The organism is Bradyrhizobium sp. WSM1417, assembly GCF_000515415.1.
GTDB lineage: Bacteria > Pseudomonadota > Alphaproteobacteria > Rhizobiales > Xanthobacteraceae > Bradyrhizobium.
This window is the reverse complement of the sequence record NZ_KI911783.1, coordinates 6361273-6380478: the sequence shown is the minus strand read 5'-3', so window position 1 is coordinate 6380478 and position 19206 is coordinate 6361273. Positions and strand designations below refer to the sequence as shown.

Genomic DNA, 19206 nt, shown 5'->3' with positions numbered 1-19206 from the left:
TCGCTCGACTCCTTTCAAGTTCTCAGCTGGACGTCACTGGATTGTATAAGGATGCGCATCGAAAGACCATTTGGTTTCCCGCAGCTGATTGTCCTCGTCGGGAACGCGCAATTCGCGCACGCGCTTGTACAGATACGCCACAATCGCATCGGGCTTGCCGAGGATCTCGGCCGGAACGTCGGGCAGATCGAGGATCTGGACGGGGGCTGCACTCAGGATGCCGACGATCATTGCTTGACCGTTAGGTGGGGATACCAGATAGCGCACGCCGGCGTAGGGGTCAGTGGGAAGAGGGACCGTCAGCGGGTTGCCCGGCTTGATCAGGTTACCGTTGGTTCGCTTGGTGCGCGCAAGCGCGGCTGTATTGGGATAAATTTGGGTCAGATGTCCTCTCACATCCACGTCGACCAGGACCAGATAGCCCAATTTTTTGCTGCTGATCTTGAACGACACGTATGAGCCCACCGTAACGGTCTGGCCTGGTAGCATCTGGACCGACAGTTCGGCCTGATTGGATGGGGTTACACCGGCGAGGTCGAGCATCGCGGGAGCTGTTGTGCCAGTCGGTACGGCAGGCGCAATCGGCTCTGGGGTTTCCGCCGAAGCTGGAGATGCCGCTGCGGACGGTGAAGGCGCTATCGAGGGGGCCCGTGGCGTTTCGCCAGGCGCTGGCGAGGGCATCAGCGTGGGTCGGGAGGATGCGTTTCCTGGAGAAGGCGCGGACGCTGCTGGCGGCGGAGTCAGGACCGCGGGCGGCGAATTTGAAGGGGAGGGATTGCCCCCTTCCAGAATCATTACGGCTGCGTTGGCCGGCGTCCCCAGGAGAGACAGGAGCGCACCTTTGAGAAGCGCTTCGCAGATGCTGCGTGGCAACATGCCCGACCTCAAAGTGCAGTTCAGGGTGCAGTAAAGAATCCGATCGAGCCCACGCGTGCATCCGCCGGTAGGTACTTCGCCATGACCTTGATCATCTGCCCCGGTGACTTCCGCCTGTTGAGCTGCAGGAGAGCCTGCTCGAGATCGACCAGCCGCTGCGTCGTGCTGATGACGACCACCTGTTCGGCGCCAAAGGGCCCGCGAACCCGCAAAGGAAGGCGCAGGCTTCCCGTCTGCGTCGGCGCCGCGTCGGAACCGATCGGATACAGCATCTGGATCGTGCCGTCACCGGAGATGTCGAACAGGATGACCGAGCGTCCGGCGACATCCGTCATTTCGATCTGGACCGGTTCGTCATTGTGATGCTGGGCGTCATCGGGAGCAATACGCACCGGCTGCGGAGACTTGGTCGCGATTCGTTTCAACTCCCTGATCGCAGCGGTGCGGTCGATGACTGTGACGAGCTCGGCCGGATCAATCTGATAAGCAATCACGTCACCCCAGGAGATCACGTCGCGCGACTTCGGGTCCCAGATCAAATCCGGATTTTCAAGCGGAGGCACAATCTCGACTGTGGTTTCTCGGGACGAGAAGTTCGGGAAGTTTTTGCTGTTGCCATCGAGTGCTGCAAGCCTGATGGGCGTCATGATCTTGTTGGCCACTAGATCGGATTTTTGAGGCTCCGGAGCGGCGGGCGCCGCCGAAATCGCCGGAGCGGCTCTGGAAGACGCCTTCGGGTTCGCATCGGCCATCGCCACCTGCGGACCGTTAGGCAGGTTTGCCGGTGGCTGTACTGTCAAGCCGCGCGTCAGCTGAAAAACCACATTGTTGCTCGAGGAACTGCCGGGAGAGCTCTTGGTAACAATGTTCTGACGCTGGTCGGACAGTTGATAAACAACTTGGCGAACGTTGCTGAAGAGCTCGCTCAAAGTGATTTTCCCATCGCCATTGGCATCCGCGCTCCCTTCGAGTGCGCGCGCCACGGCGTAGCTGAGTGCACCGCGCAGCCCGTCAATAGCGGGGATCTTGACTTCAGGCGCCTTCGTGTTGCGGTCAACAGCCGCAAGAAAAGTGGTGCGATCCAAATCGAGATCTGTGACCGGATCATTCTCGTTCTGAACAGGCACGAGCTTGTCGACGGTGAGCGTATAGGTCGGGACTTGCCGGAAGCTCATCTGCGCCGCCCGCGGGTCAACCTCGCGGGCCATGCCGCCGCCATGACAGGTATCGGCCACGAACAGCACTTTGGCGCCGCGCAATTCGAACTGGCGGATGAAGTGATTGAATTCACTGCCGAGAATGCGCTGCTTGGATCCTTCCGGGGTTGGCTCGAAGCCGGAGAGCAGGAACACGTCTTGCATGCCGTCCGGCTCCGATCCCTTGATGGTCTCGGGCTCCTGAGCGCCGTGCCCCGCAATCGACAGGATAATCTGGTCATTCGGATTGGTTCGCTGCACGAGCGCGCTGATGCTTTGTAGGACGCTGGTGCGGTTGGCCTGCCCATCGATCAAGGTGATAACATCGGTCGTGCCCATCGAGCGGAGCGCGCCTTCGATGTCGCGGGCATCGGCAACCGAGCCCTTTAGCGGGCGCACATGCTGATAAGCGTCGATGCCAATTACGAGCGCCCGGATCGCGGCCCCATCGGGATTCTTCAGAAATAAGGGCAGTGACGGATTGGCCGAGGCTGACGCGATCGAGAAGGTGAACACGCAGAAGACTGTGAGTGCGACGCGAATGGCTGACATGATCGGCACCCTATTGGCGAATGAATTCCACCCGCCGGTTTAAAGCATAAATATCGTCCTGGTTCAGCCCTGACGAGTCCATGATGTTGAGCGGCTCGGTCGCGCCCACCCCCTTGATCTCGATGGTGGCCGTGACGCCAGCTTGCTTCAGGAACTCTGCGACTGCCTCAGCACGCGCCGCCGACAACTTCATGTTGGTTTCTTCGCTGCCGCGGACATCCGTATGGCCGACAAGCTGGATGCGCAACGGCGACTGCTCTTTCAGCGCCTGCGCAAGCTCACGCGCGGCCTGCTCCCCGATCGGTGTGAAAGTTGTCTTGGCGTAGTCAAAAGTGATCGGAACCTGGACCACCTGCGGAACGATCCCGCGCACGGAACGGGAATAAATCCCACCGAGCGTGCCGTCACGCTGATTCTTGGCGGTCGGGACGAACGCCGAGCCGCCATCGGCCATCTTGACGTTCGCCGCGAGCAGCCGGGCCTGCCCGGAGCGGCTGATCAGCCCGTCGATCTCGAATTTCTCAGGCCGGGTCGGGGTCAGCGTTTCGTTGTTGACGATGGCAATCGCGCGGTCATAGGCCTCTGCGGCTTCGGCAAAGCGGCGTGCGCCGTACCGGACCTCGCCTAGCGTCGCCGAGGCCTGCCAAAGCACCTCTGGCGCTTCAGCTGCCGTCAGCAGCCGTTCGTACTCTGCGACCGGACGACCGCGCGCCATTAGGATCTGGGCGGCCGAAAGTCGCAAGGCGCCCAAACGATACTGCGCCGCAGTCTGATACTGGCCGCACTCGGCACTGCTAGCGATCTGGTCGATCAAAGCCTGCCCGTCGGATTCACGTGCTTCATCAATGGCTTGATTGAAGATACCCAGGAGTGATTTGCAGTCGGTTGCTTGCGCTGGGGTTGCAGCCAATAGGCCCGCTAGAAAGGTTGCCAGGAAACATTGTTTCGAAGAAATGTGCCTAATCATTTTACGCCCAGAATGGTCGATCTATAAAAGTCGTCGTTTGAAGCAGCAAAAAGGTTTTATACAACAAAGGGTGAAGTGGAACAAAGACACAGTTTTTTTAATCCTGAATCTTAAGGCCTGGTCTTCGCGCTGTTTTTTTGTGCACGCACAGTTCTGCAAAGCTCCCGAGGCCTTCGGCTCGCGGGTAAACGCAATGGATCGGAGGCAATTACCTATGGCGCCGATGCCGACCGGAATGGGCAGGCCCCACATCCTTCTCGGTCTTCGGCTTGTCCGGCTGGTCGCCCGGCAGGCTACCTTGCGCGACGACCAGGTTGTCGTCGGCAAGAGCCTTATAACGTACCGGCTGATAGCCACGTGCCAGTAGCGCAGCCAAGGGGTAGACGTTGCGGCATACACGGCCATTACACCCGCCCGTGGAGGACTCCATGACCTCCGCCTTGCGGTCTGGCGTGAAGCGCAGGAACAGCATGACGTGGGAGCCGGGCTTGTTCAGGGCATCGCCGGGCCGCAGCTGCCAGGGATCGCTGACCGGCGTGGTGATAGCGGGGATGGCCGCGGTGGTATAGTGCACTGCGAGGCCCCAGGTTGCGCTCACGAAGGCCGAACAGTCGACGCCGACCACATCATTGCGGGGGTCGTTACGGGTGCACACATTGCCGGCCTTCACACCACGCTGCACCTGGGCCTGGAAATTCGCCAAGGATCCATAGCAGCCCCAGCAATACGGCACTCCACGCACCTGCTGGCCGACCTTCCCCTGCATATACCATGGACGGCGGATGCGGCTGAAACCGGTGCACGCCGTGTCCGGATCGGGACCATAGTTCTGTGCCGTAACCTGCCATTGGAGACCCTCGAACGCGAATGCGGTTTCGATGACCTGTTGCCTATTGGACGGCCGAACGGCTGCGATCGCGGTGAACTTGCTAGAGGGCGCGCTACCGGCGTTCTGAATCCGCGGACGCACGTCGATCACCTTGGCATTGCGAAGAGGCTTGAAGCCGACACCGACGACATCGACACTGGTCTTCTGAGTGCGCAGGAAGTAGACGTCGCCGTCGCCGGACACAGTCACGAAGCGCCGCGTAATCGGAGTATTTTCCAAAGGCAATTCGTAGATGCCGTCGAGATCGCCGTTGAGGCTGAAACGTGCCACGAAGGTTGCCGCATTCATGGCCTGGTCGGGAACGTTCTCAGCGAGAATATAGAGGCGATCGCTGTTGTCGATCTCGAGGAATTCCACCGCCCCGAGCTTGTCCTTGACCCGCAAACGGATCTGAGCGACGGCGTCGTTACCGTCCATGCTGCGAATTTCGACCAGCACACTGCTGTCGCTTTTCTCGGGCGTGATATCAGCAATGACGGAGCCCCGCCCCCGTGAGGCCACATATTGGCGGCTCGGCTGTCGACCCTTCTTGATGGTTACGGCCCGGGTCTCCTGATCAAGCAGGTCGACCGGATTACCGGCCGGCTGCGAACCCATCTGGGCAAAAGCCGAAGTGGCAAAGATGTCGTCAACAGCGCGGGTGCTGACTTCTTCGAGTTTCATGATGCTTCCGCCAACGCCACGCGTGGAGACGGGATCGGCTGATGCCTTCAGCGTGTGGATACGCCCGTCCCAGACCAGGATCTCGTCCCTCTGGACGACGAGATCGTTGGGCTGAACGCTGGCCGGCATTTCTAGGATGCTAGGATCTTCGGCCGGACGCTTGGGGTTGAAGCGCACGATACGCTGGTTAAGCTGGTCAAGTAGGAAGAGGTCGCCGTCGGAACCTGTCGTTAGCGCCTGCGGACCGGTCAGTTCGACGTCCTCGCTGGCGTCGGCGATGCCCACCGCATCCGCCGAATTGCCGCCGCCAAATCGCTTGATGACGAGGTCTTCCGCGCAGGCCGCGCCGATCGCGGCGATCAGAGCCCCAGCGCCACATGCCAAGCGCAACAGATTCCGCAATTTTTGCATCGCGTGCTCAAGCAAATAGATGAAATATTGAGGTCAATCATACATCTGGAGGACCCGAAAGTCAGCAGTTTAGTCGTCCGAAAGGAGGACAAAGGTTCGTGTCAGGCCCTTCAGCGGCAACGCCTCGCTGGCCAGGTTCCTTCCCGTGCTCTAGCATCGTGGGAGATGCCCGGCGGTCTCCGAAGATTTGGAAACAGGTCATGACCAAAAATCGATTTGAACGTGTCAGTGAGGTTCAGCCCGACGCAATTACCCTGTCGCTAGAGAAATCCGGAGACAGGGAAGTGGGGTTGGTGACCTTCCCCGCGTCGGCGAGTGAAGGCCGGTTGAGCGAGGACCGGGTCAGCGCCGAATTGCCGGCGATCGATGCGCTCCTCGCAGCGATCAAGCTCGCCAACGAGATGAAGGTTGCGATCGTGGTGTTGGACCCGGACGACGTCTGGAAGGATAATTGGGGCCAGCTCTTCACACCGGTCGACGACTGATTGAAACATGGTTGAAAAAGTCTGACACCGCTCCCAGCGCGTCAGACGAAGCAGGCGTCGCCGAAGTGTCGCGACGATCCATAAGTTTGTAGCGAATTAGTCGATCAAGCTTTTACAACTTGCATGGCCACAGGCTGTTTACGTCGTGCCACGCACATTCGCCGCAGCATCGCGCGCGCCGGCGCCGCGCGCGGAGCTTTCCCGCCAATGAAGCGTAACGCCTTTATGCATTGGCCCCTTAAATTTAAGTTGAATCTGACTCGCCCTCATTAGGCAGCCGCTTACTGCTTTCCGGCGATTCGCGTGACTCCGAACTCAACTTGAGAAAGGGATATTCGCACGGGCCAACGAAGCCCAGCAGGATAAAAAACAGGAGTTGCGTGATGTCGTTCTTCAAGAAAATTGCGATGCCGGCCGCGCTGGCACTGACGGTTGTTTCGATGAGCGGCATGACTGCCGCGCAGGCCCAGTCCGGCAAGCGGATGGTCGTGGCAATGGCGCCCACCGACGTCTCGCCCGCCGATGAAGCGAAGCCGATGCGCGCTGCTCCGGCGGTGGTTACCCCGCGTGCCAAGCATGTCGCGGTTGCCGCTCCTAAGGCCGAGAAGCCTGACTGCTTCTGGTGCAACCGCACCGTGTACATCTCCGGTCTGACTTTCTGATCGAAGCAGAGATTGAAGGCCGCATGTTCGGCCGCCAGAGCCGCCTCCCCGCGAGGCGGCCTTTCTTTTGGCGCAATGGACGCTAGGTTTGTGGTGATGTTGTCGCACCGCGCAGAAAAATGCCCGGGAACGCGAGCGCTTCTTTGTTGTTAATTGCCACGTCTATAGGCACTGCCTAGATTGCTCTCGCTCGGAATCGCGCCAGCTCTAGTCTGGCAGGGGACGGAATAGGAGTTTGCCCATGCCCGCCTTTGGAAAGATCGCGAAGCCCGCCGCGTTGATCGTCGTCGCCGCGACGTTTCTCAGCCTTTCAGGAACCGCGCGCGCCGAGACCGGCTGGTTGTGGTTCGACTCGGTTTTCGCGGCGCCCCGCGCGGCACCAGTATCGACCGGCTGGCGGCCTGTTCACGCTATAAAGCGCGCCAAAATTGCTCGACCCGCAGTTACCCAGGCCCCGACGCCCAAACCCATACTGGTATCCGCGGCTTCGGACGCCCGGCCTAACTGCTTTTGGTGCGGCCGTCCGGTATACGTCTCCGGCCTTTCATTCTAATTCGTCTTCCTGATCTTTCTCATGCCCCGCGATTTAGCGGGCGGCTTTTTGCGTGCTTGGGGAGCATCATTTCTACACGTTGCAATTGTGCAACGGTTGTTCGCAAACTGGCCTCATTGGTATTTTAATACCGTTACGCAAGGGATGCAGGCTGGAGTCGGTTACTGAATCGTGAATAACTAATTCTGTTTATTGAGCACGGCTTGGAGGGGTCCGAAGTCGTGCCACGTGCTTTACGTGATCATTTTCAGGGTGGGCTTATGTTGGTGTCTCGCATCCGGGGTTTCCGCGCGCTTGGTCTGAAGCCGTCGAAAGCAAAAGCGAAATCCTCAGGCATCGAAAGGCTGAAGGGCAGGCTTCTGGAGACCACGGCGATTATTGCCGTTGCCGCCGCAGCGCTGGCGCTTCCTGGTGCGGCGCAGGCCCAATCGGTCTGGGGCGGTGCGGGCAGCACCACGACGACAACCGATTATAATCTCGGGACAAACTGGTCCAACCCACCCGTAGGGGCTCCGCCGATCAACGCCGGTCAGTCGGCTCAATTCGGTGCCACGGGCAGTGCAACGGTCACGGTGACCGCCGGCCCGATAACGCCGGATTCGTGGACGTTCACCGCGACGTCCCAGAACTATACGGTGTCGGGCCAGGCCGTGAACTTCAACGGCGCCGGGCCGAACCTAGTCAACAACGCCAACGCCGGCCAGGCCATCTCGATCAGCAACAACATGACCGGCGCGGGCATCTCGCAGGCTGGCGCCAGCACGCTGACCGTGAGCGGAACGAACGCGTTCACGACGACAAGCGTCACAGCCGGCACATTGGTGAACAGCGGTTCTCTGACCTCCACCGTCACCAACAGTGCGACATTCACGAACAGCGGGACGGTGACGGGTACCGTCTCGAACTCCGGGACGTTCGGCAATACCGGCACCGTCACAGGCGCAGTTACTCAGTCCGCCGGCTCGACAACGAACAGCGGCACCTTCCAGAGCACGCTGGGGCTGACGGGCGGTACGTTCACCAACAACGCGAGTGGCCAGGTTCAGGGCGCGACCACGAACAACGGCGCCACGGTGAACAACAACGCCACTATGGCTGGCGTGACTAACACTACCGGAACGTTCAACAACAACGCTGGCGGTTCGATCACAACCCTGAACAACAACGGCGGTACGTTGAATAACGCCAACACCGCGACCGTCTCCGGTGCGGCGACCGTGTCTGCCGGCGCCGTTAATAACGCCGGCGCATTCTCCAGCACGCTCGACGTGAGCGGCGGCACGTTCACCAACACCGCGGTAACGGGCTCCGTCACGGGCACGACGACGATCACCGGCGGCACCGTGACCAACAGCGGCGGAACGTTCGGAGCGGTCTCCAACGGTGCGGGAGGAACCTTCCACAACGACACCGGCTCGGCGGGTGCAGTGAGCAACGCCGGCACCGGCTCGAACGGCGGTACGATCGCGTCGTTGACCAACACCGCTGGCACATTCAGCAACACCGGAACAGTGAGCGGTGCCTCGAACATTTCCGGCGGCACGGTGACCAACACCGGCACCTTCTCCAGCACGCTCGGTCTCACGGGCGGTACGTTCAACAACACCACCGGCACGGTCTCGGGCACCACCACCAACAACGGTGGAACGGTGGCCAACACGCACACCATGGCCGGCGTGATCAATACCTCCGGTACGTTCAACAACAACGCTGGCGGTTCGATCACGACCCTGAACAACAACGGCGGTACGTTCAATAACGCCAACACCGCGACCGTCTCCGGTGTGGCGACCGTGTCTGCCGGCGCCGTTAATAACGCCGGCGCATTCTCCAGCACGCTCAACGTGAGCGGCGGCACGTTCGCCAATACCGCGGCAACGGGCTCTGTTGCCGGCACGGCGACGATCACCGGCGGCACGGTCACCAACAGCGGCGGTACGTTCGCTGCGGTCGGTAACAGCGGCACCGGCACGTTCAACAACAATAGCGGTAACGCGGGTGCGGTGACCAACTCCGCGACCGCCACGAACGGTGGCACGACCGCGTCGTTGACCAACAGCGGCGGCACCTTCGGCAACACCGGTACCGTGACTGGCGCCTCGACAGTTTCGGGTGGCGCGGTGACCAACACGGGCACGTTCCAGAACTCCCTTGGCGTGAGCGGCGGCACGTTCACCAACAACGTGGGCGGTAGCGTTGCGGGGACGACGACGATCACCGGCGGCTTGGTCACCAATAGTGGGGGCACTTTTGCCGCAGTCACCAACAGTTCAGGGACTTTCACGCAGACGTCCGGCACGGTTAACGGCTTGCTGACCAATGCTGCCACCGCGAACGCGTCAGGTGGTACGTTTGCCGGCGGCGTCAGCAACTCCGGTACGTTCAATGCCACCGGCGGTTTGGTGACAGCGAGCGCCTTCACCAATACGATCACAGGTTCGCTTAACGTGAACTCAGGGTTGCTCACGGTCTCGACCGCGATGTCGAACTCGGGGGGCATCGTCGTCGCTGCCGGTGCGACTCTTACGGATACTCCGGGCATTAACAATACGTCGACCGGAACGATCACGAACAACGGCACCGTCAATGATGTGCTCAACAACGCCGGCGTCGTGACGAACAACGCGGTCTATAACGCCGACGTTGCCAGCAATACCGGCACAATCACCAACAACAACACGTGGAATACGCTTGCGGGTGGGTTCACGAACAATGCTGCAGGCGTTGTGAACTTGAACGGTGGAAGCGTAATGAACGCCACGGCGGGCGGCTTCTCCAACGCTGGTACCGTGAACGCCACCGGAAACAGCACTCTCACCGGCGCCTTGGTCAACAACGGCACGATCAACCTGAGCGGTGGTAGCGGCTCCAGCAATATTAATGCGACGACGTCCGCCTACTCGGGCAATGGTGCGATTAATGCGGGGGTTGTCAACCTAAGCAGCGCCACCGGGGCCAATCAGGTGCGTGTTGCGAGCACCTCGGGCAGTGTCGTCCTGAGCGGTACAGCTACGGGCGGCGGATTTGTCGGCTTTATCCCTGTCCTGAACTCCAGCGGTGCGGGCTCCGTCACCGCGAGTGGCGCCTCGCTCTCGACCGGATTCTTCCAGGCACAGGTTGCCACATCGGGGGGGAGTGCCGGTTATAATGTCATCGCTGCGCCTGGTCCTGCCGCCGCGCCGCTGACCAGCATTCTCTCGACGCTTAGTGCAATCGATGCATCCTTCCACCAGCCGGGCGGAAATCTGGTTGCCTCGCCGCAGACGGACAAGCCGTGCACGTCGTTCACGCCAATGACGGGATCCGAAAAGACCTGCCAGGTGGTCGGCGGTCCTTGGGCGCGTGTCTCGAGTGGTGTGACCACGGTTTCGTCCACCGGGACCGAGCGCGTCCCAGGGACCTCGATCTTTGAGCAGGTCTTCACGAAACAACGTGTTCAATTCACGGGCGTTCAGGCTGGTGCAGACAGCGGCTGGCTAAATCTCGGCGGTAACGGAGTGAATGCCCACTTCGGCATCACCGGCGGCCAAGTTGACGCAACGGCAGATGAACTGGTGGCGACAACGAGCACGGTTAAATTCAATGTGCCGTTCATGGGCGTTTACTACCTCGTGACGAAGGGGGCCTTCTCGACTGACTTTACCTACCGGCACTCCTGGTACGACATGAGGATCACGAACCCGACTGCCATGCTGAACAACGCAATGTTCCACGGGCAATCTGACAATGTGAACGGCTCTATCGCTTACACGTTCGCACTTCCAAAGAACTTCTTTATCGAGCCGACGGCCAATCTGAGCTACACGCGATCGAGCTTCGACAACCTGCCACTGGGGAGTAATTTCGGCGTACTCGGGTTCAATGAGGTCAAGAGCCTGTTGGGTCGGACGGGCGTGCGCGTCGGAACTGGGTTCCAGTATGGTGGCTACAATTGGTCGCCGTTCGGCATCGCATTGGTGCAGCATGAGTTTGCAGGGGACTCCAGCGGTACATTCACTGGAAGCACTGGAGGCTTGGCAAATATCACGGCGACCAGAGTTGGTACGTTCTATCAAACCAGCTTGGGTCTGTCGTTCCAGTCGCAGACCAACGGCCTGCTTGGTTTCGTTCGTGGCGACTGGCGCTTTGGCGATAATCTGCACGGCGGCGGCATCTTGGGTGGCGTGCGTTACACCTTCGGGCCCTGATAGAGCAGAAAGCTGACAAAGAGCGCCGGTGGGTCAGCGGCGCTCTTTTGCATTTCCCCAACTATAATGCCTACGGGGCATTCGGCGACGCGCGTTGGCAGGATCCGGCAAAGCCCAGCACCGCGACCTCACATCTTCGCGTAGGCCTTCTCAAACCCCTTGATCGGGAATTCGAACTGAACGGGCTGGCCGGTCGAAGATGTGATGACGATCATCACCTTTCCGGAGGCGGACGCCTCCTGGATGAAGGCCTTGTCCATCGCCAACGAACCCGCGCACCAGGCAGGTTCACAGACCTCGATCGGAATGGTCTTGGTGGCCGAACTCTTCTCGAACTTCAGCTGAATGCCCGGGGGGATCGAGATACCCGGCAGCGTTTCCACGATGGACATGAGCTGTCCCTTGTCGTTCGGGCGAACCGTCCAGGACAGCACCACGCGATTGGTGTCCGACTTGCGGACGGAGACCGTCATTGCGCAGCTCCGCTTCTTCGGTCCTTCCACGAACTCCCGGCAGTTCAGGATCCAGTTTTCGAAATTGGTCGTCTCTGTTTTTTCGGCCTGCGGCGCCGGCGTTTCCGCACCCTGTTGCGGCGGCGCTCCCTCGGAAGGTTTGGCCGGCGCGGCCGGCGCCTTCTGCTTGGCCTCGGCAAGCTGCCCGGTCTCGCCGGCCTGGGACGCGGTGCCAAATAGCCAGCCGGTCGACCATAACGAGCTCTCCGCGGCCACGGCGCTCTGAGCAAGTAGAAGTGAGAGAAGGAAAACAGTGCAACAAAATAAACGCATTGGAGCCCACGAAGCGAAGTTACGGCCTTGCCAAGGCGGATTAAGGATTTGGCCGGTCGAGACAATTAGCTTATGCTTACTTCGGTGTCGGGTCGATCGAATGTCAATCCGGCAAATCGTTGGATTATATTTTTTGCCAGGAGTTGCCGGCACGGCTGCTCCTCATTTCAAGCAGCAGGAGCGATGGATGTATCGGCTTCGTGCAACCATACTCGCTACAGGTCTGGTTTTCAGCGGTTATTCCGCCGCAATCGCGAACGACTCTGCGGCTGAACTCTCTATCGGCGGCTTACAGTTCGCGCGCGCTCCAAACGTGGAGATGAGGAGCGAGGACCTTAGGATCTCACTAGATCGCGTCAGGGTCCGTTACGAGTTCGTGAATACTTCCACAGCCCCGGTGACGCTGACCGTCGCGTTCCCGCTTCCCGACATCGATCTCTCGGAAGGCGAAAGCATTTCCTTCCCGGCCAACGACCCGCTGAACTTCGTCGATTTTGAAACCAAGGTGGACGGCAGCCCGATCAAATTCAGCACCGATCAGCGAGCCTTTCTCGGGGACAAGGATGTCAGCGCCGAGTTGCGCGAGCTCAAGGTGCCCATTCTTCCGCTCGGCTCTCAACAGTTCAGGCCGCAGGATTTGCCTGCGACGACCCGAACCAAAATGGCGTCGGAGGGATTGCTGACGCCAGCGGGCAGCGATGAACGCGGACGGCCGCTCTACGCCGCCGGCTGGGTCGTCAAGACCGCCGTCTATCGAGAGCAGACCTTCCCGCCGGGCAAGCCGGTCATCGTGGAACACAGCTACAGGCCCAGCGTCGGTGCCAGCACCGATACCATCCTCAGGAAGCGGCTGCGGCAGGACAAGGCGATGGCGAAGGAATTCGAGCGTTACCGCAAGGACTATTGCGTGAGTGAGGATTTCCTCCAGGAACTCGACAAGATGGCGGGCTTGGCGCCCAACAATGGCGCCGGCGTCCAGGAGCGGCGGATCAGCTACGTCCTTAAGACCGGCGCCAATTGGGCGGGCCCGATCAAGACCTTTCACCTGTCGATCGACAGAGGAAGCCGACTCGTCAGCTATTGTCCCGGCAAACTGGCGACGTCAGCGGCAAAGCAGGCTCTCGATGTGTCAGCAACCGACTTCACACCGGACCGCGATATCAAGTTGCTGTTCGTTGGGAAGTTCTAATTCTGGCGACTGTATCGGCGGAGCCGAGTGTCGTTCCGCGTGGCGTGATGAATTGACGCCATCTGACAACGCGGAACCGGTACTTAAGCGTTGTTCATCAATGTGATGAGCTTCTGGCCCAGCGCCCGCGCGAGCGAGATCTTTTAGTCCTAATCCCTTAAGCTGACTACGCGCCTGAGATCAGAAGCTGACGCCGTGAACGGAAACGCTTCCGCTACCGCCGCCACCCGATGACGCGCGGGATTCCGCGCGGGCCGAAGGAGCGGGGGCCGGACGGTCGTCGCGCACCGCCCGGCTCGGGCGCACCGCCGCCTTCATCTTGTTCGTGGTCGCGGGACGGCTGGCAACCGGCTTGTCTTCCTGTTCGGGCTTCGGCTGCGTGCAGATCGGCGCGTCCGCCTTCTTCAGGTCGGAGAGGACGCCATCGTCGATGTCCTGCACGTCATCAGACTTGCCGAGAGCGACATAAACTTTCCTGAGCGCGTCCTTCGTGGCGTCGTTCAAGTCGCCATTTTCGGCGCCGCGGTAGCAGCCAAGCCTGCGGAGCTCGGCTTGCGAGCTGCGTACCAGACCACGCATGATCTCGATGTTCACGCGGCCGATCGCCTCGACAATTTTCGGCGCGAGGGTTGAGCAACTCAGCGAAGACTGCAGGTCGGCGAGCTTGCTACGGGTCTCGATCGTGCCGGGAGCCTTGACCAGCGTCGCGAGCTGCTTGCCCTCGGAGTCGCACACTCGCTGAGCCTGCTCGCGCTCACCGATAAGGGCTGCGATCACGCTTTGCGCCCGCACCTTGGCATCGGCGCAAGTCGAGGCAGTGACGAACTGGTTTAGCTTGGTCTCATTGCGCCCGATTGTCTCGACCGTGGTTTGCTCGGCCTTGCAGGTGGCTTCTGCCCTCTTGCGGGCTTCCTCGTCCTTGCGGCGAGCCTCCTCGCGGGCAGCGACTTCCTGCTGAGCCTTGACACGCTCCTGTTCGAGAGCCGCGAGCTTCTCTGCGGCCAAACGGCGTTGTTCGGCTTCCTTCTTTTCGGACAGCGACTTTTCGGCGTTCTTGCGGTCCTGCTCAAGCTTCGCGAGCCGCCCCTGCTCTTCGCGTTGCTGTTGCGCGATACGCTCATCCTGGGCCTGCTTTTCGCGCTTCTTCTGATCTTCGATCGCGGCCAGTTGCGCCTGCTCGTCCTGTTTGCGCTGAGCTTCCTTCTGGGCCGCAGCAGTGTCGGCCTGCTTGCGCTCATCCTGGAGGCGAGCGATCTCGGCGCGCGCCGCTTTCTCCTGCTCTTCCAATTCCTTCTTGAGAGCTTCGCGGCGGATTCGGGCGTCCTCATCCTCGCGGTCTCGCCTGGCGCGTTCCAGCACCTCAAGCCGGTATTGCGCGTCAAGCGCGCTGACAGAATTAGGATAACGCCGCAGGAACTCACGGATTTGGGGAATGTCCGCGTTTTCGCGCATGTCCTCCCAAATCTTTCGGTCTGACTGGTTGAGGAAATATTCGCTGAGCAGGCTTATCGAGGTTTCCGGTCGCTGCCTCCCGCCTGTCGCGTCGTTGACGTCGCGCGCAACTCTTCGGAACATCGTCCCGATCTCTAGGCCGGGCTCCTGCATTTCCTTGATCAAGGCGGCGCTGAACGGGCTGTGCGAGGTGTTGCCGTCGAGGGCGACGTCGTCCGCCGCCGTGGCGTAAGCCACCACCATGCCTTGCGTCTTGTCGATACGCGCGAGGCCGCGTGTTGCCGGAAGGCCGCGCGACTGACTGCCATTCGCCATGCGTTCCAGCCGGTCGGCAATCGGGTTGTTACGGCAGGCGTCGAGAACCAGGATCTTTACGCCACTCGCGCGATCGAGCGTCGATCGCACGTCGTCGACAGAAACAAGGTTGTAGCGGACGCTGATCTCGTCTTCCAACTTTGCGTCGACCGGCATCAGGTAGTTCTTACCCTGATACTGGATTGCGTGACCGGCGTAAAAGAACATCGCTGTATCGGCTGTTACCGCCAGGCGAGCGAAGCGTTCAAGGACGCCGTCCATGTCTCGCTTGCCCACATTGGTGACGACCTGGACCTCGAAATCGAGTGATTTCAGGACGTCCGCGATCGCACCGGCATCATTCTTTGGATTGGGGAGGATCAAAGCGGGATCCTTGTAGTCGGAATTACCAACCACCAAGGCAACGCGCTTCTCGGCAGCAGCATAGACATCGCCGCCCGCCAGGGCGAGCACCCCCAGAAGCGCTAAGACCGCCGATCGTAGCAGCCTGGCCATCATGCCCTGCCAAAGCGCGGAAAACCGCAAAAAAACTAAACCAATCACGCGTTTATAGGGCAGCCACAACTGCCTTGCAACGGTTGTTGATGAGTGTGTGTTAATGAGCTTCAGGTTCAGGGATGACGAGGCGGCGATGACAAGTGGGCCACGCCATTTTCGGCGGCTATGAGATCTATTAAGTACCTGAAAATGAAAGGATAATAACCTTGTCGGGCAGGCCGCCCGCCACCGGTGTTGCGGCTGCTATTTCTGAATTGTGATGTAGCGAGCCGACGCGTTCAGGGTCATGCCGCTCCGCTGGGCTTCGCTGAGGACTTGGAGGAAGAACTGATCCGCCGGCATCGGTCGCGGCTGCCTGATCGAGTCCAGGACCTTCGGGGTTGTTACGGCCATAATCAGCTGCGGCACGCTCGAGCCCAGAGTGTCCTCCGCTCGCTTCATCTCGATGGAGAAGGAGAGCGCGTCGGTGCCCGGCTTCAGATAATAGGAGATGTTCTGGACTTGCCCATCTTCGGAGACCAGGAGCAGTTCGACGACGCGGTTCGCGAAGTTCTCAATGTTACCAGATAGCGTCTCGCTGGGACGGATTTTGACAGACCCTAGAGAGATACGGGGCGCGCGGGCGGCATCTCCTCGGACTTTATTCAAGAAGGTGATAGCGGGGCATTGCGGCGGGGTCACGAGCCGGATCCCGATCGAGGCCTCAAAACCTTGCGACTTCTTGAAGGAACGATCGAGCACATCGAATGGCGCGGTCGATGCGCCGAAGCCTTCGACCACGGCCGCGCTCGTGCCGACCGCTACGGGCATGATGAAGAAGCAGTCTCCGCCATCGTATTGCTGGAGATAGCGACGGGCGAGTTCGGGGCGGCCAGGCATGTCGATTTGCGGTCGGGGCGTCGGTTCCTTCGCTACGTCACTCGGCGATGGCGTGATGATGGGGGGACGGATCGGCGCCAAATTGGTTTTTGGTGGTTGCGGTGAATTGTTGGACTGCTGCTGGGAGCGCAGCCCGAACGGGTAGTAGCGATAAGCGGCCGCCCCGCCTCCCACCAAAACCAGCACCGCGAGCGCGATGGCGCCGTAGCGCATCCAGCTTTGCCCGAAACGCGATTGCCCATCTCGTGCCAGTTCTCGCGCGGCCCTCTTGGAGGACATGATGCTCGGCGCCGAGCCGACGGTCCAATTCTCAACATCAGCCATCGTTGGCCGGTCTTTTGGATCCGGCTGAAGCATCTGTTCAAACAGCGGCCGTATCCGGGCATCGATGGCGCCGAGGTCGGGGACTTTCCTGCGCTTTTCGACGAGCTGAAATTGCGTACCGCCCATATCGAGTTTCTGGCCGGTCACGGCATAGAACAGCACAAGCCCGAGGCTGTAGACGTCCGACTGCGCATTAATCTCGCCGCCGAACAGGCCGATCTGCTCCGGCGACACGTAGTTATGCTTGCCGGCAAATCCGGAGCCAATGATCGTAGCGTCCCCGAGTTGCGTCGAACGCGCGATGCCAAAATCGATGATTTTGGCCCGCGCCACGTCATTCTGCGGAATGATGATGTTGTCGGGCGATACGTCGCGATGAATGATGCCCCTCTCATGAGCAGCCTTCAGCCCGGAAGCAACCCTTTTCGTTAGGCGCAACAGGGCTTCCAGCGTCAGCGGTCCTTCTTCCAGGAGATCGGCCAGCGACCGTCCGTCAACATATTCCATTGCCAGGTAGGGACGCTGCAGGATTGGCTCGACAGTGAACACGAAGTAGCGAACGATGGCGTCGTGCATGAGGTAATGCAGCGCCGAAGCCTCGCGCCGGAACAGCGCGAGCGCAGCCTCGTTCTCGGCCATGTCAGGCACCAGCATCTTGATCGCGACAGCGGTCCCGGTCTGGATTTCATGTCCCTTATAAACTTCGCCCATTCCACCTACCCCGATCATGCGATCGATTTCGTAGATGCCGTTCAGGCGCATGCCGGGAGGAACGCCGTGGTGTGCCGGCCGATATGGATCTTGAGGTTTCACCTCGTCACTCCCAGAAGTCCGATTCCGGCGAATCGCCCGTTTTGACGTCTGGCGCGGATTCGCCGGCAGGCTTATCGCGCAGCGCGCGGACGACCACCACCGTAATGTTGTCCAGGCCTCCCCTTTCCACGGCGAGGTCAACGAGATTGGTGGAGATGGACCGTGCATCGCCAGTCGTGGTGTAACGGAGGATCTCCTGTTCAGAGACGTGTTTGGTGAGCCCGTCACTGCAGAGAATGAAAACATCCGATTCCGCGAATGCGCCGGTCACGACCTCGAGCTCAGGGTTGTCGTGAACTCCGATCGCTTTTGTAATGACGTTTTGCGGTAGTAGCCTGGCTTCTTCCGCCGTGACCGCGCCCGCGGCCAGCATCTCCTCCACCTCCGTGTGGTCCCGCGATATCTGTTTGATAACCTGGTGGCTTACCAGATAGAGACGGCTGTCACCGGCCCATATGCAGGCGAAATGATCCTCTGAGATCAACAGGATCGTGACCGTCGAGCCGATGATGCCGCCACCGCGCTGCCGGCTGAGCTCGATGATTTGGCGATTGGCCTGAAAAATACGCTTTTCGGCCTCTTCTAGCAGCTGCAACGCGCTCCGTGGGTCCGAGATGCCATCGAGAGCTTGAACGATCAGCCCGCTAGCGAGATCGCCCATGTCGTGGCCGCCCATGCCGTCTGCCACGGCCCAAAGGCCGATATCCGTGCGCACCAGCAGGGCGTCCTCGTTGCGCGACCTGACCTTGCCAGGGTGGCTCGCAGAACCTGCATCGAATTCATACGATGATTGGTCCATTTGTATTTCTCAAGCTTGCACGGAATTGTCTGCTTCGGCGGGGAGTTTCCCCGTCAGCATCATCGTGTAGCAGAACGGATCGAGGAGACCTCGGGCCGATAGCGCCAGCGGTGGAAACTCGCCGCCGCCTTCGGTCCACCAGAACGTTGCAGCGGCAGAGGTGCTATGGTTATTCGCGCGCAATGTCGTGAGGGCATCCTGAACCGACTTGCCGGCGGTCGGAAGACCGACAGTGGCATCAGCGAGCCGGATCACTTCGTTTCCGCCATTTTCCGTCGCTTGTGCCTCCGGCTGCGGCAAAGCGTCTAATGCCGCCGATGTCTCGTCAAATGTCTTGCTCCGCTCCAGCGTCGTGAGCAAAAAGTCCTCAGCCTGAGCAAACCAGTCGCCCTGAGAATTCAAATCGGGCGGCGCAATTGAAAAATTCGGATCCGCCACCGCCATCAGTGTCAACGGATAGTAGCGTCCAACTCCGTCGACGGAGGGCATAAAGACACCCAGCACGGTGGCGCCCGCCACGTCGGCGCCGAGCCAAAACCGCCAGAGCGGCGCGGTCAGATAGGCGCCTTGCCAACCCGGGCCGAGCTGATGCTGGCTCGCCGACATGCAGGATTGTACCCACGGCTCCCACTTTTCCAGAAAAGAGCGCGGCGTTGCCAACGCGATGAAGTCGCGCTTGGCTGACAGCTTGCCGAAGAGACCACACCGCAT

Annotated in this window: 14 protein-coding genes; 5 read left to right on the top strand and 9 right to left on the bottom strand. The window is 60.3% G+C overall.

Annotation, left to right across the window (positions count from 1 at the left end; translation table 11 throughout):
- Positions 1 to 33: 33 nt before the first annotated feature.
- The 4 genes from BRA1417_RS45050 to BRA1417_RS41175 all read right to left on the bottom strand — a co-directional run bounded on the left by BRA1417_RS45050 (position 34) and on the right by BRA1417_RS41175 (position 5554).
- The gene (locus BRA1417_RS45050; RefSeq protein WP_051448410.1) at positions 34 to 543 is read right to left on the bottom strand and encodes a DUF4384 domain-containing protein; all 510 of its coding nucleotides are present in this window, start codon (positions 541 to 543) and stop codon (positions 34 to 36) included.
- Positions 544 to 896: 353 nt separating this feature from the next.
- Complete coding sequence (locus BRA1417_RS0131280; RefSeq protein ID WP_035969661.1) at positions 897 to 2624, bottom strand: caspase family protein; 1728 nt, start codon at positions 2622 to 2624, stop codon at positions 897 to 899.
- 10 nt (positions 2625 to 2634) lie between these two features.
- Positions 2635 to 3534, bottom strand: coding sequence for an OmpA family protein (locus tag BRA1417_RS41180; RefSeq protein WP_198034874.1), 900 nt, complete (start codon positions 3532 to 3534; stop codon positions 2635 to 2637).
- Between the two features lie 265 nt (positions 3535 to 3799).
- Positions 3800 to 5554 carry a hypothetical protein gene (locus BRA1417_RS41175; protein ID WP_051448407.1) on the bottom strand — a complete coding sequence of 585 codons (1755 nt, stop codon included), beginning with the start codon at positions 5552 to 5554 and terminating at the stop codon, positions 3800 to 3802.
- A 200-nt stretch (positions 5555 to 5754) separates the two neighbouring features.
- On the opposite strand from BRA1417_RS41175, the gene BRA1417_RS0131265 reads away from it, so the two are divergent.
- From BRA1417_RS0131265 to BRA1417_RS41905, 4 genes are all read left to right on the top strand, one after another.
- Positions 5755 to 6039 carry a hypothetical protein gene (locus tag BRA1417_RS0131265; protein ID WP_027519159.1) on the top strand — a complete coding sequence of 95 codons (285 nt, stop codon included), beginning with the start codon at positions 5755 to 5757 and terminating at the stop codon, positions 6037 to 6039.
- 383 nt (positions 6040 to 6422) lie between these two features.
- Positions 6423 to 6701: a hypothetical protein gene (locus BRA1417_RS0131260; protein ID WP_027519158.1), complete on the top strand. Its 279-nt coding sequence runs from the start codon at positions 6423 to 6425 to the stop codon at positions 6699 to 6701.
- Positions 6702 to 6942: 241 nt separating this feature from the next.
- Entirely contained in the window at positions 6943 to 7254 is a 312-nt protein-coding gene (locus BRA1417_RS44390; RefSeq protein ID WP_156949004.1) for a hypothetical protein, read from the top strand.
- Between the two features lie 203 nt (positions 7255 to 7457).
- Entirely contained in the window at positions 7458 to 11441 is a 3984-nt protein-coding gene (locus tag BRA1417_RS41905) for a hypothetical protein (RefSeq protein WP_156949003.1), read from the top strand.
- Between the two features lie 128 nt (positions 11442 to 11569).
- Here the strand turns inward: BRA1417_RS41905 and BRA1417_RS0131250 are convergent, their stop codons facing one another.
- A complete protein-coding gene (locus BRA1417_RS0131250; protein WP_027519156.1) occupies positions 11570 to 12169 on the bottom strand; it encodes an invasion associated locus B family protein in 600 nt (199 codons plus the stop codon).
- Between the two features lie 244 nt (positions 12170 to 12413).
- Between BRA1417_RS0131250 and BRA1417_RS0131245 the strand changes: the two genes are divergently transcribed.
- Positions 12414 to 13415 (top strand): DUF4424 domain-containing protein, encoded by a 1002-nt coding sequence (locus BRA1417_RS0131245; RefSeq protein WP_051448406.1) that lies wholly within the window; start codon positions 12414 to 12416, stop codon positions 13413 to 13415.
- A gap of 180 nt (positions 13416 to 13595) precedes the next feature.
- On the opposite strand, the gene BRA1417_RS41900 is transcribed toward BRA1417_RS0131245, so the two are convergent.
- From BRA1417_RS41900 to tagF, 4 genes are all read right to left on the bottom strand, one after another.
- A complete protein-coding gene (locus BRA1417_RS41900) occupies positions 13596 to 15746 on the bottom strand; it encodes a caspase family protein (protein WP_156949002.1) in 2151 nt (716 codons plus the stop codon).
- Positions 15747 to 15923: 177 nt separating this feature from the next.
- Positions 15924 to 17696, bottom strand: a complete 1773-nt coding sequence (locus BRA1417_RS0131235) for a serine/threonine-protein kinase (protein WP_027519154.1) — start codon at positions 17694 to 17696, stop codon at positions 15924 to 15926.
- A gap of 4 nt (positions 17697 to 17700) precedes the next feature.
- The gene (locus BRA1417_RS41160) at positions 17701 to 18495 is read right to left on the bottom strand and encodes a PP2C family serine/threonine-protein phosphatase (protein ID WP_035968923.1); all 795 of its coding nucleotides are present in this window, start codon (positions 18493 to 18495) and stop codon (positions 17701 to 17703) included.
- 9 nt (positions 18496 to 18504) lie between these two features.
- Positions 18505 to 19206 (bottom strand): type VI secretion system-associated protein TagF, encoded by a 702-nt coding sequence (tagF, locus tag BRA1417_RS0131225; RefSeq protein ID WP_245286294.1) that lies wholly within the window; start codon positions 19204 to 19206, stop codon positions 18505 to 18507.

Excerpts from the sequence above, each read along its gene's own strand:
- BRA1417_RS0131265 (WP_027519159.1), top strand. The coding sequence starts at position 5,755 with ATGACCAAAAATCGATTTGAACGTGTCAGTGAGGTTCAGCCCGACGCA.
- tagF (WP_245286294.1), bottom strand. The coding sequence starts at position 19,206 with ATGCGGTGTGGTCTCTTCGGCAAGCTGTCAGCCAAGCGCGACTTCATC.
- BRA1417_RS44390 (WP_156949004.1), top strand. The coding sequence starts at position 6,943 with ATGCCCGCCTTTGGAAAGATCGCGAAGCCCGCCGCGTTGATCGTCGTC.
- BRA1417_RS0131280 (WP_035969661.1), bottom strand. The coding sequence starts at position 2,624 with ATGTCAGCCATTCGCGTCGCACTCACAGTCTTCTGCGTGTTCACCTTC.
- BRA1417_RS0131245 (WP_051448406.1), top strand. The coding sequence starts at position 12,414 with ATGTATCGGCTTCGTGCAACCATACTCGCTACAGGTCTGGTTTTCAGC.
- BRA1417_RS0131260 (WP_027519158.1), top strand. The coding sequence starts at position 6,423 with ATGTCGTTCTTCAAGAAAATTGCGATGCCGGCCGCGCTGGCACTGACG.
- BRA1417_RS41160 (WP_035968923.1), bottom strand. The coding sequence starts at position 18,495 with ATGGACCAATCATCGTATGAATTCGATGCAGGTTCTGCGAGCCACCCT.
- BRA1417_RS45050 (WP_051448410.1), bottom strand. The coding sequence starts at position 543 with ATGCTCGACCTCGCCGGTGTAACCCCATCCAATCAGGCCGAACTGTCG.
- BRA1417_RS41175 (WP_051448407.1), bottom strand. The coding sequence starts at position 5,554 with ATGCAAAAATTGCGGAATCTGTTGCGCTTGGCATGTGGCGCTGGGGCT.